At 72.6% G+C, this 15,355-nt stretch carries 14 protein-coding genes and 1 pseudogene; 10 read left to right on the forward strand and 5 right to left on the reverse strand.

All coding sequences use genetic code 11. The features are described from left to right. Nucleotides 1–117 precede the first annotated feature (117 nt). On the reverse strand, nucleotides 118–1,194 hold the full coding sequence (gene sepH, locus ACFV6D_RS35935) for a septation protein SepH (RefSeq protein WP_079135886.1): 1,077 nt from the start codon (nucleotides 1,192–1,194) through the stop codon (nucleotides 118–120). Nucleotides 1,195–1,711: 517 nt separating this feature from the next. On the opposite strand from sepH, the gene ACFV6D_RS35940 reads away from it, so the two are divergent. Continuing rightward, nucleotides 1,712–2,596: a hypothetical protein gene (locus tag ACFV6D_RS35940; RefSeq protein ID WP_380562958.1), complete on the forward strand. Its 885-nt coding sequence runs from the start codon at nucleotides 1,712–1,714 to the stop codon at nucleotides 2,594–2,596. Here ACFV6D_RS35940 and ACFV6D_RS35945 read toward each other — a convergent pair whose 3' ends face one another. Both ACFV6D_RS35945 and ACFV6D_RS35950 read right to left on the reverse strand, forming a co-directional pair. Beyond that, entirely contained in the window at nucleotides 2,597–3,919 is a 1,323-nt protein-coding gene (locus tag ACFV6D_RS35945) for a D-arabinono-1,4-lactone oxidase (protein WP_380562960.1), read from the reverse strand. It abuts the gene before it with no gap. 104 nt (nucleotides 3,920–4,023) lie between these two features. After that, complete coding sequence (locus ACFV6D_RS35950) at nucleotides 4,024–5,280, reverse strand: MFS transporter (protein WP_063349381.1); 1,257 nt, start codon at nucleotides 5,278–5,280, stop codon at nucleotides 4,024–4,026. Nucleotides 5,281–5,407: 127 nt separating this feature from the next. On the opposite strand from ACFV6D_RS35950, the gene ACFV6D_RS35955 reads away from it, so the two are divergent. Both ACFV6D_RS35955 and ACFV6D_RS35960 read left to right on the forward strand, forming a co-directional pair. After that, entirely contained in the window at nucleotides 5,408–6,565 is a 1,158-nt protein-coding gene (locus tag ACFV6D_RS35955) for a ferrochelatase (RefSeq protein WP_380562962.1), read from the forward strand. 33 nt (nucleotides 6,566–6,598) lie between these two features. After that, a complete protein-coding gene (locus ACFV6D_RS35960) occupies nucleotides 6,599–7,417 on the forward strand; it encodes an inositol monophosphatase family protein (protein WP_380562964.1) in 819 nt (272 codons plus the stop codon). Between the two features lie 130 nt (nucleotides 7,418–7,547). On the opposite strand, the gene ACFV6D_RS35965 is transcribed toward ACFV6D_RS35960, so the two are convergent. Beyond that, a complete protein-coding gene (locus ACFV6D_RS35965) occupies nucleotides 7,548–7,733 on the reverse strand; it encodes a hypothetical protein (protein ID WP_030057688.1) in 186 nt (61 codons plus the stop codon). A 442-nt stretch (nucleotides 7,734–8,175) separates the two neighbouring features. On the opposite strand from ACFV6D_RS35965, the gene ACFV6D_RS35970 reads away from it, so the two are divergent. The 4 genes from ACFV6D_RS35970 to ACFV6D_RS35985 all read left to right on the forward strand — a co-directional run bounded on the left by ACFV6D_RS35970 (nucleotide 8,176) and on the right by ACFV6D_RS35985 (nucleotide 12,228). Next, entirely contained in the window at nucleotides 8,176–8,829 is a 654-nt protein-coding gene (locus ACFV6D_RS35970; RefSeq protein WP_063349384.1) for a response regulator transcription factor, read from the forward strand. Between the two features lie 118 nt (nucleotides 8,830–8,947). After that, nucleotides 8,948–10,231 carry a cell wall metabolism sensor histidine kinase WalK gene (locus tag ACFV6D_RS35975; protein ID WP_063349385.1) on the forward strand — a complete coding sequence of 428 codons (1,284 nt, stop codon included), beginning with the start codon at nucleotides 8,948–8,950 and terminating at the stop codon, nucleotides 10,229–10,231. 240 nt (nucleotides 10,232–10,471) lie between these two features. Further along, on the forward strand, nucleotides 10,472–11,455 hold the full coding sequence (locus ACFV6D_RS35980; protein WP_063349386.1) for an acyl-ACP desaturase: 984 nt from the start codon (nucleotides 10,472–10,474) through the stop codon (nucleotides 11,453–11,455). Between the two features lie 473 nt (nucleotides 11,456–11,928). Then, nucleotides 11,929–12,228, forward strand: a complete 300-nt coding sequence (locus tag ACFV6D_RS35985) for a DUF4193 domain-containing protein (RefSeq protein ID WP_030057692.1) — start codon at nucleotides 11,929–11,931, stop codon at nucleotides 12,226–12,228. 306 nt (nucleotides 12,229–12,534) lie between these two features. On the opposite strand, the gene ACFV6D_RS35990 is transcribed toward ACFV6D_RS35985, so the two are convergent. Then, nucleotides 12,535–12,984, reverse strand: a complete 450-nt coding sequence (locus ACFV6D_RS35990; RefSeq protein ID WP_063349387.1) for a DUF3093 domain-containing protein — start codon at nucleotides 12,982–12,984, stop codon at nucleotides 12,535–12,537. A 135-nt stretch (nucleotides 12,985–13,119) separates the two neighbouring features. On the opposite strand from ACFV6D_RS35990, the gene ACFV6D_RS35995 reads away from it, so the two are divergent. The 3 genes and pseudogenes from ACFV6D_RS35995 to ACFV6D_RS36005 all read left to right on the forward strand — a co-directional run bounded on the left by ACFV6D_RS35995 (nucleotide 13,120) and on the right by ACFV6D_RS36005 (nucleotide 15,038). Continuing rightward, nucleotides 13,120–13,698 (forward strand): PaaI family thioesterase, encoded by a 579-nt coding sequence (locus ACFV6D_RS35995; RefSeq protein ID WP_063351415.1) that lies wholly within the window; start codon nucleotides 13,120–13,122, stop codon nucleotides 13,696–13,698. Then, nucleotides 13,695–14,229 (forward strand): annotated as a pseudogene (dut, locus tag ACFV6D_RS36000) (dUTP diphosphatase). Before ACFV6D_RS35995 ends, dut begins: the two are co-directional and overlap by 4 nt. A gap of 2 nt (nucleotides 14,230–14,231) precedes the next feature. Further along, a complete protein-coding gene (locus ACFV6D_RS36005) occupies nucleotides 14,232–15,038 on the forward strand; it encodes a DUF3710 domain-containing protein (protein ID WP_380562966.1) in 807 nt (268 codons plus the stop codon). Nucleotides 15,039–15,355: the final 317 nt, after the last annotated feature.

Consider the following 15,355-nt stretch of genomic DNA (forward strand, 5'->3'; position numbering starts at 1 on the left):
GGGTGCTTGGGGTCGCGCGCCGCGGCCCGCCGGGTGGGGGTGACCGACCTCCGGGGTTGAGTCCGGGGGGGCGTCGGGGGCGGCTGGCCCGGCCTCCCGCCCCTGACGTCAGGGCTGCTACTCCTGCTTCTTGCGCCGGCTGCCGAAGACGATCTCGTCCCAGCTGGGCACGGTGGCCCGGCGGCCGGGCCGGACGCCGTCCGCCTCGGCCTGGCGGTCGGTGGTGCCGACCAGGCGCTCGCGGTGCGGGGCGACGGCCCGCGGCATCAGGATGTCGGCGTAGGCCGAGCCCGCGCCGACCGCCGGTGCGGCGGCTGCGGCCGCCTCCTCGCTCTCCTCGGCGACCTCTGCGGGCACCGGTTCGATCGGGGCGGGGCCGACGGCGAGGTCGCCGCGGAAGGCGGGGACCACGTCGAGCAGACTGGTCAGGGAGTCCCTGGACTCGGCGGTGGCCTCGCGGGACTCGCGGACTTCGCGGGCGGACATGATGCGGTCGGCGGAGGGCCGGTCGATCATCGGGCGGGGCGGCCGGTCCTGGGGGAGCCGGGCGATCCGCGGGATGAACGGGAAGACCGACTCCTCCTCGCGCTCGACGTTCTCGCCGATCAGCGCGCGGGCCTCGTCGTCGTTGGGCTGGACCAGGCGCCGGGGCGGGTCGTACGTCCAGGAGGCGCTGCGGCCCTCGTCGTCGGCACGGTAGGCGAGGATGACCTCCCAGGTGCCGTCGTCGCGCCGCCAGGAGTCCCAGCGTTCGGTGTCCTTCTCGGCGCCGCGCAGCGCGAGCCGCTCGGCGACGGCCTCGCCGAGCTGGGGCCCGGTGGATTCGCCGTTGCGGCGGATGGCGGTCTTGCGGGCGCGTTCGGCCATGAAGGCGCGCTCGGCGAGGACCGGACCCTCGAAGCGGCGGACCCGGTCGACGGAGATGCCGGCGGCCTGGGCGACCTCCTCGGCGGAGGCACCGGCTCGTATCCGGGCCTGGATGTCCCGGGGCCGCAGATGGCTCTCGACCTCGATCTCGATCTGGCCGAGGCGCGGACGATCCCCGCGGATGGCGGCGCGCAGCCGCTCGTCGATGGGAAGGGTGTACTCCGTGCTGTCGGCAGCCTTGAGCACCAGCCGTGTGCCGTCGTTGCTGACGGCCACAACCCGCAGTTCGGGCACGGTTACCTCCCGGGTGGTGCCTGCCGACGTCACCTGCGTCGCTGCTCCCGTACTGAGTGTGGCCTGCCCACTCGCGACTGGCCACAACCTTGCTGAGTTCCCCGGTGTGTCGGGCATACGCCCGGTCACGCCGCTGTGGCACGGTTGCCTTTTTGCCACGCCATCCGTCGACGTCGCGCCTGGGTGCCCCGGCCGTCCTCGCACGCGGAGTGTTCGCGACGGTCCGGGACGGGCGTCGCCGTGCGTGCCTGTTCCGTGGCTCTTCGTCAAGCTGCCGGTGTGGGCGCAGTCGACAAGTCGACCCAAGGCTCAGGCTTTACGAACAGTACTCCATTCGTGGCATCCGAAGGGGCGGCTCGCCGCTCAAGTCTCCCGCGATTCACGGGAATCTCAAGAGCGCATGCCCCCAACGGCGGACCACCGACGGGTGAACGGTGATCATCTTCACATATATCGGGGCCGGAGAACCGCATTTTCGTCCCTTGTGTCCTTCTTTGGGCAAGATGGAGTGACTTGTTCGAGGAACAGTCGTACGGACCGAGGGATGTTGATGCCGGAGCGGAGCCCCGCCGAGGAGGGCGGCAAGAAGGAGCGCAAGCGGATCGATCTGAGTGTGGCTCAGGTCGCGGCGAGTGCGCTGGCCACGGTGGTGGGGGCGCTGTTCGCCTCCGAACTCGGCGTGTACGGAACGATCCTGGGTGCGGCGGTGGTCAGTGTCGGGGCCACCACCGGCGGTGCGGTGTTCCAGCACATCTTCCGGCGTACCGGCGAGCAGCTGCGTGAGGCGGTGGTGGACCGGGGGCCCGGCCACGCCGTGAACGGGCTGCGCCAGGTGTCGGAGCGCCCGGTGGAGCCGGCGCCGTCGGCGATCTCCTCGGAGTGGAACGAGCCGCAGGTGGTCCGGGCGCGTCGGCGGTGGACCTGGAAGACCTACGCGGCCGTGTCGGGGCTGGTGTTCGTGGTGGCGATGACGCCGATCCTGGCGTTCGAACTGGCCACCGGGCAGCCGGTGTCGGCGACGGTGAAGGGCGAGTCGGGCAACGGCACCTCCTTCGGCGGCGTGGTGAGCCCGAAGTCCCCCTCCCCGCGGGAGGCGCCGCCGACGGAGCGGCCCTCCACCGGCGGCGGGCACGGCTCGGACCCCTCGCCGTCCGGCGGTGCCTCGGCCCCGGCGACGACGAGGCCGAGCCGGGAGCCGAGTACGGGCCCGAGCACGAGCCCGAGCGGTGGGGCCGGTGAGCACGGCGGCGGTACGGCCTCGCCCTCGGCGGGCCCGAGCGCGACGCCGTCGGCCGGTTCGTCGCCGACCGCGGACGGCGGGAAGCCCTCCGGCACCTCCGGCGGGGCGAGCCCGCAGCCGCCGGTGCCGAGCAACGCCCCCGCCTCCGTGGCCCCGCCGCAGCCCGCGGCGCCGACCCAGGGCGCCACCCCGTGATCAGGCGCCGAGGACCCGGCGCAGGTAGTCGTTGCCGAACACGCGTTGCGGGTCGACCTCGTCGCGCAGGGCGGTGAAGTCGCCGAAGTGCGGGTAGGCGCCGGACAGGTACTCGGCGTCCCGGGTGTGCAGCTTGCCCCAGTGCGGGCGGCCCTGGTGGGCGCACATCAGCTGTTCGACGCCGGTGAAGTAGCCCTGGTCGGCGGTGCCCCGGTAGAGGTGGACGGCGATGTAGGCGCTGTCCCGCCCGGAGGCGGTGGAGAGCCAGAGGTCGTCGGCGGGGGCGAAGCGCACCTCCACCGGGAAGCCGACCTTCCAGTCGGAGCGCTCGACCAGGGCCTTCAGTTCGCGCAGCACCCCGGCGACGGCCGCGCGCGGCACCGCGTACTCCATCTCCACGAAGCGCACCTTGCGCGGGCTGGTGAACACCCGGTGCGCGGTGTCGGTGTAGCTGCGGTCGGACCAGGCGCGGCTGGCCAGTGAGGCGATGGCGGGGATGCTGGCGGGGAAGCGCCGGCCGACCCGGCAGGCGCCTTCCCAGACGGTGTTGGAGAGGAAGTCGTCCTCCAGCCACTCCTTGAACCGGGGCAGCGGGGCGGCCGGGCCCTGGCTGCGGTTGTTGCGCTTGGTGGCGCAGCGGTCGGTGTGCGGGAACCAGTAGAACTCGAAGTGCTCGTTGACCGCGGTGAGGTCGTCCAGCCGTTCCAGCACCTCGTCGAAGGCCATCGGCTGCTCGTGCGCGGTGAGCAGGAAGGCCGGCTCGACGGCGAAGGTCAGGGCGGTGATCACGCCGAGGGCGCCGAGGCCGAGCCGGGCGCCCTGGAAGAGCCGGGGGTGCTCGGTGGGGGAGCAGCGCCGGACGCTGCCGTCGGCGAGGACGATCTCCAGGGCGCGGATCTGGGCGGCGAGCGAGCCGGAGTCGCGGCCGGTGCCGTGGGTGCCGGTGCTGGTGGCGCCGGCCACGGTCTGCACCTCGATGTCGCCCATGTTGGTGAGGGAGAGGCCCTCGGCGGCGAGGATCCGGTTGAGCCGGGCGAGCGGGAGGCCGGACTCGACGGTGATGGTGCTGGCCTCGCGGTCGATCTCGCGGACGGCGGTGAGCGCGTGCGGGCGGAGCAGGACGCCGTCGCCGGCGGAGGCGATCGAGGTGAAGGAGTGGCCGGAGCCGACGGCTTTGACGGTGCGGCCCTGTTCGGCGGCGCGCAGGATCTCCTTGGCCAGTTCCTCCGCGGTGCCGGGGGTGGCGGCCCGGGCGGGCCGGGCGCTCTGGTTCCCGGCCCAGTTGGTCCACCGGGTGGGGGTCGCGGTACTGGCCTGGGGCATGGCGCCGCCTCCTGCTCCGTGGCCGACCGGGGTCGGCGCGGTCCGGGGCGGTGGGGGCCGCCCTACCCGCGGGTAGGCCCGCGGGTAGGGAGAGATTAGTCAGTTCACCGTTCGAGGTCTACGGTCTGTTCGGCCGCTTCGGCGGGCTCGTCGACGGCGAGTCCGGCGCGCAGCCGGCCCAGTCCGGCGAGCGCGGTGACCACGCCGAAGACCCCGGCGGTCAGGGGCACCCAGTAGCCCGCGGCGGAGCCGGCGGCGTCCACCACCCAGCCGCCGGCGGAGGAGCCGACGGCGACGCCGAGGGCGAGCCCGGTGGTCGTCCAGGTCATGCCCTCGGTCAGCTGGGCGGCCGGGACGAGCCGTTCGACCAGGGCCATCGCGGTGATCAGGGTGGGGGAGATGGCGATGCCCGCGATCAGCAGCGCGCCGCCGACCGCGATCAGCCCGCCGACTCCGCGCACCGACTCGGCGACCAGCAGCAGCGGCGCCATGCTGAGCGCCATGAACAGGACGCCGGCGAAGAAGCGGCCGGCCATCGAGCCGGTGAGCTTGAGGGTGCCGAACACCACGCCGGCCAGGCAGGAGCCGAGCGCCCACAGCGCGAGGATCACGCTGGCGATGGACTTGTGCCCCTGGGTTTCGGAGTAGGCGACGGTGACGACCTCGACCGAGCCGAAGATCGCGCCGGTGGCGACGAAGGTGAGGATCAGCACCTGGAGGCCGCGGTTGAGGATCACCGAGCCGCCGGCGTGCCGGGCGCCCGGGTGGACCGGCGGTTCGGTGGCGCGCTGCCCGGCGAACAGCAGGACGCCGACGGCGAGGAAGACCCCGGCGAGCAGGACGCCGGCCTCGGGGAAGACGGAGGTGGCCAGGCCGATGGAGAGGATCGGGCCGACGATGAAGCAGACCTCGTCGACGACGGCCTCGAAGGAGTACGCGGTGTGCAGCTTGGGGGCGTCGTCGCGGTACAGGTGGGCCCAGCGGGCGCGGACCATCGCGCCGGTGCTCGGCATGACGCCCATGCCGGCCGCGAAGACGAAGAGCGTCCAGTCCGGCGCCTTGAACCGGGCGCACAGCAGCAGGCCGACCACGGCGACGATGGTGAGCGCCATGGCCGGGACGATTATTCGGCGCTGCCCGTGCCGGTCCACCAGCCGGGAGACCTGCGGGCCGAGCAGCGCGGCGGAGATCGCCAGGGTCGCCGACACCAGGCCCGCCACCCCGTAGGAGCCTCTCAGCTGGGAGAGCATGGTCACGATGCCGATGCCGGTCATGGAGATCGGCAGTCGGGAGACGAAGCCGGTGGAGGAGAAGGCCAGACTGCCGGGGGAGGCGAATATCTGGCGGTAGCTGGACAGCACGGGAGCTCCGCGGGGGTAAGGAACGAGGCTGGCGAACACAGCTTACGTACCTTGGCAAACAGTATTTTCCGGACATCCTCGCAGCCCCGACGGGGGTCTCCGGCCCCTCAATGGCAGGATCGGTGCCATGTCCGACGCGCGCAAACCCTCACCGTCCGGCGCCGCCCCGGCAGCGCCGCAGCCGTACGACGCCCTGCTGCTGCTCTCCTTCGGCGGGCCCGAGGCCCCCGAGGACGTCGTCCCGTTCCTGGAGAACGTGACCCGGGGCCGCGGCATCCCCAAGGAGCGGCTGAAGGAGGTCGGCAAGCACTACTTCCTGTTCGGCGGGGTCAGCCCGATCAACGAGCAGAACCGCGAACTGCTCGCCGCGCTGCGCAAGGACTTCGCCGAGCACGGCCTGGACCTGCCGGTCTACTGGGGCAACCGGAACTGGGCGCCCTACCTGGTGGACACCCTGCGCGAACTGGCCGCCGACGGCCACCGCCGTGTCGCCGTCCTCGCCACCAGCGCCTACGCCGGCTTCTCGGGCTGCCGCCAGTACCGGGAGAACCTGGCCGACGCGCTGGCCGCCCTCGCCGCGGAGGGCCTGCCCGAGCTGCGGGTCGACAAGCTGCGGCACTTCTACAACCACCCCGGGTTCGTCGAGCCGATGGTCGACGCCACCCTGGCCGCCCTGGCGCGGCTGCCCGAGGACGTCCGGGCCAGCGCCCGGTTGGCGTTCACCACCCACTCCATCCCGGACGCCATGGCCGAGACCTCCGGCGCCCCGGACGACCCGGCCCGCGGCCGCCCCGGCGGCGCGTACGTCGCCCAGCACCTGGACGTCGCCCGGCTGATCGCCGAGGCCGTCGCCGAACGCACCGGTGTCGCGGACCGGCCCTGGGAGCTGGTGTTCCAGAGCCGCAGCGGCGCCCCGCACACGCCGTGGCTGGAACCGGACATCTGCGACCACCTGGAGGCCCAGCACGCCGACGGCGCGCCCGCCGTGGTGATGGTCCCGATCGGCTTCGTCTCCGACCACATGGAGGTCAAGTACGACCTCGACACCGAGGCCGTCGCCAAGGCCGCCGAACTCGGCCTGCCGGTGGCCCGCGCCGCCACCGTCGGCGCCGACCCGCGGTTCACCGCCGCGGTGCGGGAACTGGTCCTGGAGCGGGCCGCTGCCGAGCGCGGCGAGCCGGTGACCCGCTGCGCCCTCGGCGCGCTCGGCCCCAGCCACGACGTGTGCGCGGTGGCCTGCTGCCCCAACCCGCGAGCCCCCCGCCCGGCCGCCGCCGAGCACTGACCGCCCGTCCCGTTCCCCCCGGAGGAGAGACCCGTGCCCACCCCCGCCCTGCCCGACGACCGGCTCCTCGACGACCTGCTGGAGGTCGCCCTGGACGCGGCCCGGCGGGCCGGCGCCCTGCTGCGCGACGGCCGGCCCGCCGACCTCGGTGTGGCCGGCACCAAGAGCAGTCCGGTCGACGTGGTGACCGAGATGGACCTCGCCTCCGAGAAGCTCGTCCTGGAACTGATCACCGAGCGCCGCCCCGAGGACGGCTACCTCGGCGAGGAGGGCGCCGAACGGCCCGGCACCAGCGGGGTGCGCTGGGTCGTCGACCCGCTCGACGGCACGGTCAACTACCTGTACGGGCTGCCCTCCTGGGCGGTCAGCGTGGCCGCCGAGCTGGACGGCCGGGCGGTCGTCGGCGTGGTGTACGCGCCGGCCCGCGGCGAGCTGTTCCACGCCGTCCTCGGGCGCGGCGCCCGGCTCGACGGGCGGCCGCTCTCCACCCGCCCGGCCCCGCCGTGGGGCCAGGCGCTGATCGGCACCGGCTTCAACTACGTCCAGTCGGTGCGGACCCGCCAGGCCGAGGTGCTGCTGTCCCTGATGCCCGAGGTGCGGGACATCCGCCGGGGCGGGGCAGCCGCGGTGGACCTGTGCGACGTCGCCGCCGGGCGGCTGGACGGCTACTACGAGCGCGGCCTCGCCCCCTGGGACCGCGCGGCCGGCTGCCTGATCGCCGCCGAGGCCGGGGCCCTGGTCGGCGGCCGCCCCGGGCACGGCCCGGACGGCGAGCTGACCGTGGCCGCCGCCCCGGGCGTGTACCAGCCGCTGCAGGAGCGGCTGGCCGCGCTGCGCGCCTGGGCGGACTGAGGACGCGTCCTCAGTCCTGGACAGCGAAGAGCCCTGGCATACGGGGGATGCCAGGGCCTGGGGTTTTCGCACGACCCCCGCAGGGCCGCTGGTGCCGGAGGTCCGGCGTCGGGTCGGAAGGTCGGGTGGATCAGGCGGCGGTGCGGTGGCGCTCCAGCACGGTGTCCACGCCGTGCTCGGCGGCGAGCCGGCGGAGGTCGTCCAGCTCGGACTGCTCCACCTCGGCGAGGAACTCGTCCCCGGCCTCGATCGCGCGGTGCAGATCCTGCTCGGCGTTGGCTATGCGCTGCAGGATTCCGGCCTTGAAGGCGTCCATACGGGCCCCCTTACTGTGTCGGACGTGCACGGTCGTACGTTCTCCGCCCCGAGGAGGTGTGGCCAGCGGCAGCGCCCCGTCCGGCAGGTCGTGGATCTCCGGTCGAGCGCGGAGACGACCTTCGGCCGCTCCCGGTGACGTCCCAGCCCCAGGGCCGGCGCGGATGAACGCACGGCGGGTGGGTGCGATCGGCCAACAGCCAGATCGCGGGTGTGAAGCTGTCCTCCCCGCCGGGGGGATGGGGAAACCTTCCGGCCCGAGAAAGTTGCCTGTGTCACAGTCCAACCGGACTGGTCCCGACACGAACGGTCATCACCCGCTGCCAACGCTCCGTGCCTGGGCGGCAGCTTATCGCTGCTTTACCGGCGGACCAGGCAGGATGGAGGCACCGTCGGAGCCGCGCGTCCGCTTCCGGGGCCGGCCTGGAGAAGGGACAACGATCGTGCGGGTTCTCGTCGTCGAGGACGAGCAGTTGCTCGCCGAGGCTGTCGCCACCGGCCTGCGCCGCGAGGCGATGGCCGTCGACGTGGTGTACGACGGGGAGGCCGCGCTCCAGCGCATCGCGGTCAACGACTACGACGTCGTGGTCCTGGACCGCGACCTCCCGCTGGTCCACGGCGACGACGTCTGCCGCAAGGTGGTCGAACAGGGCCTGGCCACCAGGGTGATCATGCTGACCGCCTCCGGCGACATCAGCGACCGGGTCGAGGGCCTGGAGATCGGCGCGGACGACTACCTTCCGAAGCCGTTCGCCTTCAGCGAACTCGTCGCCCGGGTAAGGGCGCTGGGCCGCCGTGCGACCGTCCCGCTGCCCCCGGTGCTGGAGCGGGCCGGCATCTCGCTCGACCCGGGCCGCCGCGAGGTGATCCGCGAGGGCCGCACCGTCCAGCTCGCCCCCAAGGAGTTCGCCGTCCTGGAGGTGCTGATGCGGGCCGGCGGCGCCGTCGTCTCCGCCGAGCAGCTGCTGGAGAAGGCCTGGGACGAGCACACCGACCCGTTCACCAACGTCGTGCGCGTCACCGTGATGACGCTGCGCCGCAAGCTCGGCGACCCGCCGGTGATCGTCACCGTCCCGGGCTCCGGCTACCGGATCTGACCGGACCCGCCGGACCACCTGACCGGATCCGAGCGGACCGGACCGGATCCGTTCGCCGGGCCCGGTCGGACTCCACCCACCCCGCGCCCGCCCCGGCGGACGCCCCGAGAGGACCATCATGACCACCCCGCCCCCGGCCGGCGGGCCCTCCGGCGCGCCCGCCGGCGGCCCGCGCGCCGTACCGCCCAAGCCCCAGCACCCCCCGCGCGCGCCCCAGCCCGGTCGCTACACCCCCGGCGACGGCATGCTCGCCTGGCTGCCCTTCCGGCCGACCATCCGGATGCGGCTCACCCTGCTCTACGGCGGCATGTTCCTGATGGCCGGCGTGGTCCTGCTGCTGCTGATGTACGTGTTCTTCCAGGACGCCGTGAACAACCTGGCGCCGCGCACGTTCCAGTTCGACGGCAGCCTGCGGGTCAACGGCGTCCCGATGAACAGCGCGCAGTTCAACCAGGAGCAGGCCGGCGACTACCTGCTGCGCTCCAACTCGGCGCTCAACACCCTGCTGCGCAAGTCGCTCACGATGCTGGTCTGCCTCGCCGTGATCGCCTTCGCGGCCGGCTACGCGCTGGCCGGCCGGGTGCTGCGCCCGCTCGGCCGGATCACCCGCACCGCCCGCGACGTCGCCTCCTCCGACCTGCACCGGCGGATCGAGCTGGACGGGCCGGACGACGAGCTCAAGGAACTCGCCGACACCTTCGACGACATGCTGGACCGGCTCGACCGGTCCTTCGACTCCCAGCGCCGCTTCGTCGCCAACGCCTCGCACGAACTGCGCACCCCGCTGGCGATCAACCGCACCCTGCTGGAGGTCCAGCTCTCCGACCCGGCCGCCTCGCCCGACCTCCAGCAGCTCGGCAAGACCCTGCTGGCCACCAACGAGCGCAGCGAACAGTTGGTGGAGGGCCTGCTGCTGCTCGCCCGCAGCGAGAACGAGCTGACCGACCGCCGCCCGGTGGAGCTCTCCGAGGTGGCCACCCGAGCCCTGGAGCAGACCAGGGCCGAGGCGGACCGGCGAGAGGTCGAGCTGCGCTCCAAGCTCGCTCCGGCCGTGGTCGCGGGCAACGGCGTGCTGCTGGAGCGGCTGGCGCTCAACCTGCTGCAGAACGCCGTCCGGTACAACACCCCCGGCGGTTGGGTCGAGCTGGCCACCGCCGAGGTGCCCGGCGGCGGCGAGCTGGTGGTGTCCAACACCGGCCCGGTGGTGCCCGGCTACGAGCTGGAGCACATCTTCGAGCCGTTCCGCCGGGTCAAGGGCGCCGACCGCACCCGCAGCGACAAGGGGGTCGGGCTCGGCCTGTCCATCGTCCGCTCGGTGGTGCGCGCCCACGGTGGCACCATCGAGGCCACTGCGCGCGCCGGTGGCGGCCTCACCATGCGGGTCCGGATCCCCAACCCCTGACCCCGCCCGCCGGGCCCCTCCCGGCCCCGCCGCGCCCTCCCCGCCGCCGCGCTCCGTAAGCGACCGTTCACCGCCGCCCCCGTCAGGCCCGTCAAGACGACATAAGGCCTGGCGGGGGCGGCTTGTCATTTCCTGCCCGAGCAACTTACGGTGTCGTAACCTACGGAACCGTAAGTGCGTCCGCAGACGTGCCCGCCCAACGCGCCCGTCCCGCGCGTGCCGTCCCCCAGGAGCAAGACCGTGACCATCGCCCCTGTGCAGAGCAGCGCCTCCCTCGGATCGACCGGCTGGACCGACGCCCGGCTGATCCTGGCCCTCGAAGAGGTCGTGGAGAAGGAGCTCAACCGCCACCTCGCCGTGGCCAAGGAGTGGATGCCGCACGAGTTCGTGCCGTGGAGCCAGGGCCGCGACTTCGACGGCGTGCTGGGCGGCGACGCCTGGGCCGTCGAGCAGTCCCAGGTGACGCCGCTCGGCCGGGTGTCGCTGGTGGTGAACCTGCTGACCGAGGACAACCTCCCCAGCTACCACCACGAGATCGCCAGCATGTTCGGCCGCGAGGGCGCCTGGGGCACCTGGGTGCACCGCTGGACCGCCGAGGAGGGCCGGCACGGGATAGCCATTCGCGACTTCCTGCTCGCCACCCGGGCCGTCGACCCGGTGGAGCTGGAGCGGGCCCGGATGAGCCACATGTCCGAGGGCTTCGAGTCCGACAACGCGCACAGCATGCTGCAGTCCGTCGCGTACGTGGCCTTCCAGGAGCTCGCCACCCGCATCTCGCACCGCAACACCGGCAAGTACGCCGGCGACCCGCTCTGCGACCAGCTGCTGGCGAAGATCGCCAACGACGAGAACCTCCACATGGTCTTCTACCGGAACCTGCTGAAGGCCGCCCTGGAGATCGCCCCCGACCAGGCCATGCGGGCCGTGGCCGACGTGGTCACCGACTTCCGGATGCCCGGCCACGGCATCCCCGGCTTCGAGCGGGCCGCCGCGCAGATCGCCCTCGGCGGGGTCTACAACCTGCGCATCCACCACGACGACGTGCTGCAGCCGGTGCTGCGCCACCTGCGCGTGATGGAGATCGGCGGCCTCGGCCCGGAGGGCCAGCTGGCGCAGAACGAGCTCGGCGTCTTCCTGGACGGGCTGGACGGCCAGGCGCGTAAGTTCGAGGAGCGCCAGGCCGCGATCCTGGCCCGCCGGGCCGCGCGCAGGAGCGCCGACTAGGGTGTTCGGCGGAGCAGTCGAAGTGGGTGGATTTTCCGTGGTTTGCCCTGGAAGATTCTGAACGTGACCAAGCTCACATCGTGTCGCTCCGTGACTTCACCCGACCTCGGAGAGTGATCATCCGAGCTGGGGTGCCGATCGCAGTCCGTGACCGGATTTCGGGTCAGTACCCGGCCGGATGATTGGTCGGCACCCCAGGTGGGCAAGGGAATGGACGAGCGTCAGCGCGGCCCGTGCTCACTGTGAGTGGCCGCCGAGCGGATGCTGGAGGAGGCTGGCGATGGCCCAGCGTGAGGCCTCCCGCAGCCTGGTGGATCACCCCAATGGACCCCTGGCTGAGTGTCGATTGAGTAACAGGGCTTGAAGTAAGGCAAAATCTCCGCCTCGGGTCGGGCACAAGACCGACCCCCCATGCGTTACGTGCGCTGGAGATACCGCACACACCGCACAAACCCGGAGGGGGAGAGCGAACAATGGCAACGGACTACGACACCCCACGCAAGACCGACGACGAGCTCAACGAAGACAGCATCGAGGAACTCAAGGCTCGGCGGAACGACAAGGGCGGCGGCTCTGTCGACGTCGACGAGTTCGACGCGGCCGAGGGCATGGAGCTCCCGGGCGCAGACCTCTCGAACGAGGAGCTCGCGGTCCGGGTGCTGCCGAAGCAGGCCGACGAGTTCACCTGCATGAGCTGCTTCCTGGTGCACCACCGCAGTCAGCTGTACAGCGAGAAGAACGGCAACCCGATCTGCCGGGACTGCGGCGCCTGAGCACCGCGGCGGACAGGGCCCGGCACCCGCGGCTTCCGCGGGGCCGGCACAGCGCCCCTTCCGGCCCCGGGCAGCGGGGCCGGACGGCAGGTCCGGGAGTCGTCCTGACGGACGGCACCGGGAGGACGGAGTCGGCCATGAGCACGTCGGCCGGCACAAAGTCGTAGGGACGGTCCCGCATCAGCGGAACCGTCCCTCTCCGTTTTTCGGGCCTGTGCGCGTCCGGGGCTGCCCCCGGGCGTGCGCGGGTCCCACCGCCAGGTGCTGTCCGGCAGGATCGGCCGGAGAGCCCCTGGGCGCGGGCCCCTAGGTGCGGGCGCCGCGACGTGCCTCCTCCAGCGCCTCCGCCAGCTTCATCGGCGAGCGGGTCGACAGGTAGAGGTAGGGCGTCGGGTCGGACGGGTCGGTCACCTCGATTCGCAGCGCCGTCGGGACGTAGCTGCGCAGCAGCATGAAGGCGCGCGGGTTGGCCTTCGGCCCGCGCCAGGCCACCGCCTCGGCGGGGCTCAGCGGGTGCGCGGTGCCCAGGGCGTCCACCGGGATCCGGGCCGGCCCGGCCACCAGCGAGCCCTGCACCACGCGGATCCGGACCGAGCCGTAGCTGCTGATCGCGACCGCGCCGGCGGCGATGCCGACCACCAGCCCGACCAGCGCGGCCAGACCGCCGACCCGCAGCAGGATCAGGGCGAGCGTGAGCCCGGTCGCGACCGGGAGCAGCCACCAGGAGCGCGGCACCGTGAGGCGTTCGTCGTACATGCCCCCATTGTGGGCGCCCTGACGCCGGCACCGGGACGCCACCCCCACCGGCCGCGCGCCTACCCCTGGGTAGGCTGGGGCCCCGTGACCGGTTCGACCACCCCCACCGCCCCCGCCGACCGGCCGGCGCCCGCGCTGCCGCCGTCCCCGACCACCCCGCCGCCGGACGCCGTACTGCCGCCGCGCGCCCCCGAGGCGCCCGCCCCCGGCACCCGGCTCGGCTCCCACTACGAGCACTGCTTCGGCTGCGGACCGCAACACCCCGGCGGGCTGCGGATCGACGCGGTCGCCGGCGAGGGACTCGACGTCACCGCCGAGTTCGCCGTCCGGGACGTCCACCAGGGCGGCCCGGGCCTGGCCCATGGCGGAGTGCTGACCACCGCCATGGACGAGACCCTCGGCACGCTCAACTGGCTGCTGCACGCCCCCGCCGTCACCGGCCGGCTGGAGACCGACTTCCTCTGCCCCGTCCCGGTCGACTCGGTGCTGCACCTGCGCGCCTGGGTCACCGGCGTCCACGGCCGCAAGATCTACAGCGCCGCCGAGGCGCGCATCGGCGGCCCCGACGGACCGGTCGCGGTGCGGGCGCAGGCGCTCTTCATCCAGGTGAAGCTGGAACACTTCACCACGCACGGTCGTCCCGAGGACATCGAGAAGGTCCTCGACGACCCGGATCTGATGAAGCGCGCACGAGCCTTTGAGGTGAACCCTTGAGCAACACCCCCCGCCCGCCGCTGGACGTCCTGATCAGGCGCATCGACCCAGAGTTGCCGCTGCCCGCCTACGCGCAGCCCGGCGACGCGGGAGCCGATCTGCGCACCGCCGTGGACGCCGAGCTGGCCCCCGGTGAGCGGGCCGTCCTGCCCACCGGCATCGCGATCGCCCTCCCGGACGGCTACGCGGCCTTCGTCCACCCCCGGTCCGGGCTGGCAGCTCGTTGCGGAGTTGCCCTCGTGAACGCCCCGGGGACGGTCGATGCCGGGTACCGTGGAGAGATCAAGGTGATCGTCGTCAATCTGGACCCGCGCGAGGGGGTCAGCTTCCGCCGAGGGGACCGGATCGCCCAGCTGGTGATCCAGCAGGTCGAGAAGGCCCGTTTCCACGAGGTGGCCGAGCTGCCTGGGTCGGCACGTGCCGAGGGCGGGTTCGGGTCGACCGGCGGCCACGCCGCGGTCTAGCATTCCCGCGGCCTCGCAGGAAGCCGAGCAGGTATTCGCATCGGTCTTGGACCGGGAAGGACAGTGACCGTGTTCCGTCGTCGCCAGAAGAGCGAGGACGCTGTCGAGCAGCTCGCCGACGACGCCATCAGCGCCGACGAGACGGCCGATGACGTCGAAGGTTCCGCCGAGAGCGAGAACGTGACCGAGCTGGACCCGTCCGACAAGGTCGGCCTGCCGCCGGCCCCGCGGCCGGACGGTCCGTGGGACCACTCCGAGCTGGAGAACCCCGAGGAGGGGCGAGTGGACCTCGGGGGTCTGCTGGTCCCCGGTGTCGAGGGCATGGAGCTGCGGGTGGAGGTCGCCGGTGACGCGATCGTCGCCGCGACCCTGGTCCTCGGCAACAGCGCCATCCAGCTGCAGGCCTTCGCCGCTCCCAAGTCGGAGGGCATCTGGGGGGAGGTCCGCGAGGAGATCGCCAACGGCATCACCGCGCAGGGCGGCCTCATCGAGGAGGAGGAGGGCCCGCTCGGCTGGCACCTCCGCGCGCAGGTTCCGGTGCAGCTGCCGGACGGCACCCAGGGCGTACAGCTGGTGCGCTTCGTCGGTTGCGACGGCCCGCGCTGGTTCCTGCGCGGTGTGATCTCGGGCCAGGCCGCCGTGCAGCCGGAAATGGCCGGGATCCTGGAGCAGGTCTTCCAGCAGACGGTCGTCGTCCGAGGCGAGAGCCCGATGGCGCCCCGCGACCCGATCGTGCTGAAGCTCCCCGAGGACGCCCAGATGGTCGCCGACGGCGGCGGTGTGGCTGCGGCTGCGGCCGGCGAGGGCGACAGCCGTTTCGGCGGCGCGGCCCTCGACCCGTTCGCCCGCGGTCCGGAGATCACCGAGGTCCGCTGACCTGGTCCGTGTCGCACGGATCGCCCCTGCCCGGGACCCCGGGCGGGGGCGATTTGCATGTGGCGGGCCTGTCCCCGTACAGTTCCGGAGTCGCCGCGAGAGAGCGGGGGCAAGCGGAAAGCGAATTCCGATGAATGAAACTCCGGAAAACGGAGCGGAAAACATCTGATAAGCTTGAAACACGAAAGAACGAAGCGCCCGGAGGGCCCGCTGGAAGGCGGCCCGAAGGAAGTGTCCGTTCCTTGAGAACTCAACAGCGTGCCAAAAGTCAACGCCAGATATGTTGACATCCCCGGCCTCAGATTCTTCTGGGGTTG

The organism is Kitasatospora sp. NPDC059812, assembly GCF_042732075.1.
In the GTDB taxonomy this organism is placed as follows: Bacteria; Actinomycetota; Actinomycetes; order Streptomycetales; family Streptomycetaceae; genus Kitasatospora.